The sequence below is a fragment of the Embleya sp. NPDC056575 genome, assembly GCF_042793325.1.
Classification (GTDB): Bacteria; Actinomycetota; Actinomycetes; order Streptomycetales; family Streptomycetaceae; genus Embleya.
The window spans coordinates 50,082-56,928 of sequence record NZ_JBHTVA010000050.1; the positions used below are offsets into that span (position 1 = coordinate 50,082).

At 73.2% G+C, this 6,847-nt stretch carries 5 protein-coding genes; 4 read left to right on the top strand and 1 reads right to left on the bottom strand.

Annotated features, from left to right (window positions below; translation table 11 throughout):
* Positions 1-347 precede the first annotated feature (347 nt).
* The gene (locus ACFRCG_RS32800; protein WP_380038189.1) at positions 348-1,139 is read left to right on the top strand and encodes an SDR family NAD(P)-dependent oxidoreductase; all 792 of its coding nucleotides are present in this window, start codon (positions 348-350) and stop codon (positions 1,137-1,139) included.
* Positions 1,140-1,191: 52 nt separating this feature from the next.
* Here the strand turns inward: ACFRCG_RS32800 and ACFRCG_RS32805 are convergent, their stop codons facing one another.
* A complete protein-coding gene (locus ACFRCG_RS32805) occupies positions 1,192-2,781 on the bottom strand; it encodes a PucR family transcriptional regulator (RefSeq protein WP_380038191.1) in 1,590 nt (529 codons plus the stop codon).
* A gap of 261 nt (positions 2,782-3,042) precedes the next feature.
* Between ACFRCG_RS32805 and pruA the strand changes: the two genes are divergently transcribed.
* The 3 genes from pruA to ACFRCG_RS32820 all read left to right on the top strand — a co-directional run bounded on the left by pruA (position 3,043) and on the right by ACFRCG_RS32820 (position 6,231).
* A complete protein-coding gene (gene pruA, locus ACFRCG_RS32810) occupies positions 3,043-4,671 on the top strand; it encodes an L-glutamate gamma-semialdehyde dehydrogenase (protein WP_380038193.1) in 1,629 nt (542 codons plus the stop codon).
* Positions 4,672-4,701: 30 nt separating this feature from the next.
* Positions 4,702-5,631 (top strand): proline dehydrogenase family protein, encoded by a 930-nt coding sequence (locus tag ACFRCG_RS32815; RefSeq protein ID WP_380038195.1) that lies wholly within the window; start codon positions 4,702-4,704, stop codon positions 5,629-5,631.
* A gap of 132 nt (positions 5,632-5,763) precedes the next feature.
* Positions 5,764-6,231: a GNAT family N-acetyltransferase gene (locus tag ACFRCG_RS32820; RefSeq protein ID WP_380038197.1), complete on the top strand. Its 468-nt coding sequence runs from the start codon at positions 5,764-5,766 to the stop codon at positions 6,229-6,231.
* Positions 6,232-6,847: the final 616 nt, after the last annotated feature.

Below are 6,847 nucleotides of genomic sequence, written 5' to 3' on the forward strand. Positions count from 1 at the left end.
CCGCTGCAGGTCGCTTTTTCGCCGACCAACACACCCGTCTCGTCGGGACCTCGAGGTCTCGGAGCCCCGCACGCCGGCGGCGGCCCACCACCGACTCAGACCGGCCCCGCACCGGACACCCGCAACCCAAAGCGCAACGCCCGCCGGGAACACCCGACCCACTCGCCCCGACCACCCACCCAGCCGCCCCGCCCCGCCCCGCCCCGCCGGCAAGCAAGGCCGCTCCGCGGTCCGGGTCGTCCCCCGTCTCGGCCTCCAACGGGTGGGATTTCGCGTTCTGATGGTTGACCTAGTCCACTGTTGTGAGGATGGTGGCAGGCAGTTGTCCGGATCAGGGGAGGGACGCCGTGGCCAAGCGGTTCGAGGGACGTAGGGCATTGATCACCGGGGCCAGCAGGGGAATCGGGGCGGCGTTGGCGGTGCGGCTCGCGGCCGAGGGAGCCGATGTGGCGGTGACCGCGCGTACCGTGCGGCAGGGGAATCTGGCCGGGTCGTTGGAGCGGACGGAGACGCTGATCGCCCGGCACGGTCGGCGCACCGCCGTGGTGCCGGCCGACCTGTCCGACGAGACGCAGCGGGCCAAAATCGTGCCCGCCGCCGAGGAGGGGCTGGGCGGGCCGATCGACATCCTGATCAACAACGCGGCGATGGCCTCGTACGCCTCGCTTCGGGTGTACCCGCAACGCCGTGCGCGGCTGCACTTCGAGGTGAACGTGCTGGCCCCGATGGAGTTGTGTCAGGCCGTGATACCGGCCATGGCGACGCGTGGCGAGGGCTGGATCGTCAACGTGACCAGCGGCACCGCCCGGCCGTGGGCGGGGCCGCCGTTCGAGTTGGGGGTGCTCGGGACCAAGAGCGCGGTGTACGGGGCGTCCAAGGCGGCGTTGAACAGGATCACCAACGCGCTGGCGGCGGAGCTGTACGGGACCGGGATCCGGGTGAACACGATCGAGCCCCGGGCCGCGGTACTCAGCGAGGGCGCCGAGGAGTTGGTCGGCGGGCAGTTGCGGCCCGATCAGATCGAGACGATGGACCAGATGGTCTCCGCCACGCTGGAGTTGTGCGACGGGCCGGCGGCGCGCACCGGCGGCGAGTACGTGAGCCTGGACCTGCTCTCCGAGCTGGGCATCAAGGTCTGAGCCGACGCCGCCGAGCGGCGGGGCCGCCGGGCGGCCCGGCGGCCCCGCCGGGTCACCCCGGCAGGCGCAGCAGCAGCGCCGCGAGCAGGCGGGTCTTCGGGTCGGCCCAGTCCAGGCCGGTCAGTTCGCCCGCCCGGCGGATCCGGTAGCGCAGCGTGTTCGGGTGGATGTGCAGCGCCGCGGCGGCGGCGCGCACATCGCCCAGCGCGTCCAGCCAGGCCAGCACCGAGTCCGCGTACTCCGTGTCGTGCTCGCCGTCGTGCGCCCGCAGCGCGATCAGGCGCGGGTCGCGGATCTCGCGGTGCTCGGCCAGCAGCGCCTGGACCTCCCCGTGCAGCACCTCCGGGCGTACCTCCGACAGCGCCGCGACCTCGGCCGACACCCCGCCGGTCGCCATCGCGTCCAGGACCCGGTCGGCCGACTCCCGGGCCGCGACGGTACGCGCCAGGCTCGGCGCCGGATCGCCGACCGCGCCGCGCACCACCAGGTCGAGGTGGCCGTGCGCGGCGGCGGCGATCTCGTGCGCCCAGCCGAGCGCGACCGCCTCCGTCGGCGGCGCGGACAGCAGCACGTAGACCCTCGGGCCCAGCGGCGCGACCCGGGCGTGGCTGTGTCGCGCCGCCGCGTACACCGAGACCAGGTTCGCCAGTTCGGTCCGGGCCAGCTCCTGCGCCGACTCGTCGGGTACGTCCGCCCGCACCGCGAAGCCGAGCACGAGCACCGGCCGCACCGGGTCCAGGCCGAGCTGCGCGGCGGCGGCCCGAGCCGCGATCGAGCCGCCGAGCAGGCCCGCCACGCTCTCCCGGGTCGGCCCGGCCTCGGCGGCCGACCTGGCCCGCCGGCGCACCAGGTGCAGCGTGGCCACCCGCGCCGCGCCGACCAGCACCTCCTCGGCCCGATCGGCGAGCGGCCGGCGGCCCTCCTGGACCCAGATCGTGCCCAGCCACCGCCCACCGGCGTGCACCCCGACCGCGAGCCGGCGCCGGATGCCCAGGTCGGGCCGCTCCTCCACGGCGACCACCTGCGTGGTGGTGCGCAGCCGATGGAACACGCCCCAGTCGCGCAGTCGGGCCATGTACTCCTCCGGCCCCTGCCACCCCAGGATGGACAATCGCCGCAACTCGTCGGCCTCGTCCGGCCCGGTGGCCCGCGAGTACGCCAGCACGCGGTTGGCGCTGTCCTCGATGCTGACCCCGCCGCCGGTGAGCATCGCGGTGGTCTGGGCGAGCGAGAACAGGTCGCCGCCGTCGGGCGGTTCGGTGTCGGGCCGCTCGTCGAGGGCGGCGTGCGCGAGCGCGGCCACCTGTTCCCAACGGGCCTCGGGGCGCACCGACAGCAGCACCACGCCCGCCGCGTCGGCCACCTCGCGCAGCGCCGCGCTCTCGCCCTTGACCGCGATCGCCGTCGCGCCGGCCACGCCCGCCGCCCGCACCGTGCCCGCCGCGGCCCGGCCGCGCAGGCCGACCGCGAGCAGCAGGTCGCCCGGCATCACGTGCGGCTCCTCCTCCGGATCCAGGATCGACACGTGCCGGACCGCCGCCTCCAGGCCGCCGGCCGCCGCCGCGACCCGGATCGGGCCGTCACCGACCGGGCCGCCGAGGGCGGCGAGCAGTTCGCGCAGCGGGACGCCGGATTCGGGCACGTTCGGCCCCTTCGTGGATGTTGCGGGGGTTGGCCGATGAGCCAAGCAGGGAGTTTCGAGTTTAACCGATCGGATAAACACCCGACGGCGGTCGCGGCCTACCGTTGAGGGCGAGATCCGTGTCCGCACACGGCCGTACGGCGTCACCCGGCGTTGCCCGCGGCCGTACAGCGCCACACCGCGCCACACGGCCCCGCCGACCGCCGTACCGCACCACACGGCACCCGAACCCGCCACCGATCACCGAACAGGAGCGCCGTCTTGGACGCCGTGACCCAGGTTCCCGTCCCGGTCAACGAGCCGGTACACGACTACGCCCCCGGCACGCCCGCCCGGGCCCGCCTCGAAGCGAAGCTCGCGGAACTGGCCGCGGCCCCGATCGACCTCCCGATGACCATCGGCGGCAAGCGGCGCATGGGCGCCGGCAAGCGCGAGGACGTGGTCCAGCCGCACAACCACGCCGCGCGCCTGGGCACCTTCGCACACGCCGACACCACCGACGCGCAGGACGCCGTCGACGCGGCGCTCGCCGCCGCGCCGAGCTGGCGCGACCTGTCCTTCGACGACCGCGCGGCGATCTTCCTCAAGGCCGCCGACCTGCTCGCCGGCCCGTGGCGCGAGACGCTGGCCGCGGCGACCATGCTCGGCCAAGGCAAGAACGCGCAGCAGGCGGAGATCGACTCGTCGTGCGAGCTGATCGACTTCTGGCGCTTCAACGTGCACTTCGCGCGCCGCGCGCTGGCCGAGCAGCCGATCAGCAGCCCGGGCGTGTGGAACCGCACCGACCACCGCCCGCTCGAAGGCTTCGTCTACGCGATCACCCCGTTCAACTTCACCGCCATCGCGGGCAACCTGCCCACCGCGCCCGCGCTGATGGGCAACGTCGTGGTCTGGAAGCCGTCGCCGACGCAGACCTTCTCGGCCGTACTGCTGATGGAACTGCTCGAAGAGGCCGGGCTGCCCCCGGGCGTGATCAACCTGGTCACCGGCGACGGGATCGCGGTCTCCGAGGTGGCGCTGCGCCACCCGGACCTCGCGGGCATCCACTTCACCGGGTCCACCGCCACCTTCCAGCACCTGTGGCGCACGGTCGGCGAGAACATCGCGGGCTACCGCACCTACCCGAGGATCGTCGGCGAGACCGGCGGCAAGGACTTCGTGGTCGCCCACCCCAGCGCCGACCCCGCCGTGCTGCGCACCGCCCTCGTCCGCGGCGCGTTCGAGTACCAGGGCCAGAAGTGCTCGGCCGCGTCGCGCGCCTACATCCCGCGCTCGATCTGGGAGTCCGACTTCAAGGCCGACTTCCTGGCCACCGTCGACGGGCTGTCGATGGGCGACCCGACCGACCTGAGCCACTTCCTGGGCGCGGTGATCGACGAGCGCGCGTTCGCCAAGAACAAGGGCGCGATCGACCGGGCGCACGCCGACGAGACGGTGGAGGTCGCGGCCGGCGGGACCTACGACGACAGCGTCGGCTGGTTCGTCCGCCCGACCGTGCTGGTCTCCGCGAACGCCGACCACGAGATCTTCAAGGACGAGTACTTCGGCCCGATCCTGGCCGTGCACGTCTACGAGGACGACGCCTACGACATGATGCTGGCCCAGATGGAGTCGGTCTCCGCGTACGGCCTGACCGGCGCGATCATCGCCCAGGACCGCGAGGTCATCGCGCACACCGCGCACGTGTTGCGGTTCGCGGCGGGCAACTTCTACATCAACGACCGACCCACCGGTGCGGTCGTGGGGCAGCAGCCGTTCGGCGGCGGGCGCGCGTCGGGCACCAACGACAAGGCCGGCGCGATGCAGAACCTCACCCGCTGGATCAGCTCGCGCTCGATCAAGGAGACGTTCGTCCCGGCGACGGACCACCGCTACCCGCACATGGGCTGACCCCACCCACCGGTACTTCGGGAGAAGAAGATGCTCCGCAGCCCCATCCTCGCGGCGGCCCGCTCGCCGCGGACCCGCTCCCTGGTCGAGCACCTGCCGCCGACCCGGGCCATCGTGGACCGCTTCGTCGCGGGCGACGTGCTCGACGACGCCGTCCGGGTCACCCGCGAACTCGTCGAGACCGGGCGCAAGGTGACGCTCGATCACCTCGGCGAGGACACCACCGACCGCGCGCAGGCGGACGCCACGGTGGACGCGTACGACGCGCTGCTCGACACGCTCGGCGAGACCGGCCTGGCCCGCGACGCCGAGGTGTCGGTGAAGCTGTCCGCGGTCGGCCAGTTCCTGCCCGGCATCGGCGAGCGGATCGCGCTGGAGAACGCCCGGCGGATCTGTACCGCCGCCGCGCGGGTGGGCACCACGGTCACCCTCGACATGGAGGACCACACCACGACCGACTCGACCCTGGGCATCCTGCGCGAGTTGCGCGTGGACTTCCCGTGGGTGGGCGCGGTGCTCCAGGCCTACCTGCGGCGCACCGAGCAGGACTGCCGGGACCTGGCCTACGAGGGCTCGCGGGTGCGGCTGTGCAAGGGCGCCTACCAGGAGCCGGAGTCGGTCGCGTTCCAGGACAAGGGCGACGTGGACCGGTCCTACGTGCGCTGCCTGCGGATCCTGATGGAGGGCAAGGGCTACCCGATGGTGGCCTCGCACGACCCGCGCCTGATCGCCATCGCGAGGCACCTGGCGGACCGGGCGGGGCGGGCGCCCGGAAGCTTCGAGTTCCAGATGTTGTACGGCATCCGCCCCGAGGAGCAGACCCGGATCGTCGAGCAGGGCGATCTGATGCGGATCTACCTTCCCTACGGCGCCGAATGGTACGGCTACTTCATGCGCCGACTCGCCGAACGCCCCGCCAACCTGACCTTCTTCCTGCGCGCGATGGCCACGAAGAGCTAGGCAGGGCTGGGCAGGGCGGTTCGCACGGGCGTCGGACGGGAGCGATTTCTCCCGTCCGGCGCCCGCGGTCGTTTCGTGCCTCGCGCGACCTCCGCGGGATCGGCGTCCGGGGCGGGCTGACAGCATGGGCGCATGGACGCAGTGGGCCTCGGCGACTTCACGGTGCGGCGGGCGGACGAGTCGGACGCGGACACGCTGGGCGGGATCGACGTGATCGCGAGCGCGGGTGACGCCGAGCGACGGGCGAACATCGCGAGGTGGTGCCGGCAGGGCTCGGCGACGGTGGCGGAGGACGCGTCCGGCCGCCTGCTCGGTTACTGCGTGGTGGAGTACACCTTCTTCGAACAGGGCTTCGTCGCGATGCTGATGGTGACGCCGGCGGCTCGCGGGAGGGGCGTCGGGCGCGGGTTGCTGGACGCCGCGGCGGCCTCGTGTACGACCCCGAAGCTGTTCACGTCGACCAACGTCTCCAACCAGCCGATGCAGCGACTCCTGGGACGAGCCGGCTGGAGCCCGGTGGGCCTGGTGCACGGCCTCGACGAGGGGGACCCCGAGTTGTTCTACCTCTGCGGGCGGCGGGGTGGGCCGACACATGGGTGACCGGTGACGTGGTCGGGTCGGGTCGGGTCAGACCTGGTTCTCGCCGCCGTTGACGTACAGGTTGCGCCGAGGATGAAGCTGCTCCGCTCGGAGCCGAGGAGCGCCCAGTCGGCAGCAGCGGGGAGGGTGAAGGGTCGGGTCGAGACCGCCGAGGGGCTTCCGGCGAGAGTCGCGCCTGGGTCGGTTGTGCGGGGCGGGCCAGAGTCGTCGAGCGGGGCCGCCGCCGGCGTGCGGGGCTCCCAGACTGAGGGCTCCCAACGAGACCCCGGCATTGCTCGGCGGAAACCCGGCCGGCAGCGGCAGGGAGGGTGGGACTCCAGTCGAGTCCGCCGAGGCGCTTCCCGAGTGGGCCGGGAGCTTCCGGCGAGAGTCGCGTCTCGGGTGGTTGTGCGGGGCGGGCCAGAGTCGTCAAGCGGGGCCGCCGCCAGCGTGCGGGGCTCCCAGACTCGGGGCTCCCGACGAGACCCCGGCATTGCTCGGCGGAAAACCGGCCAGCAGCGGCGGGCAGGGTGAAGGGTCGGGTCGAGTCCGCCGAGGCGCTTCCCGAGTGGGCCGGGAGCTTCCGGCGAGAGTCGCGTCTCGGGTGGTTGTGCGGGGCGGGCCAGAGTCGTCAAGC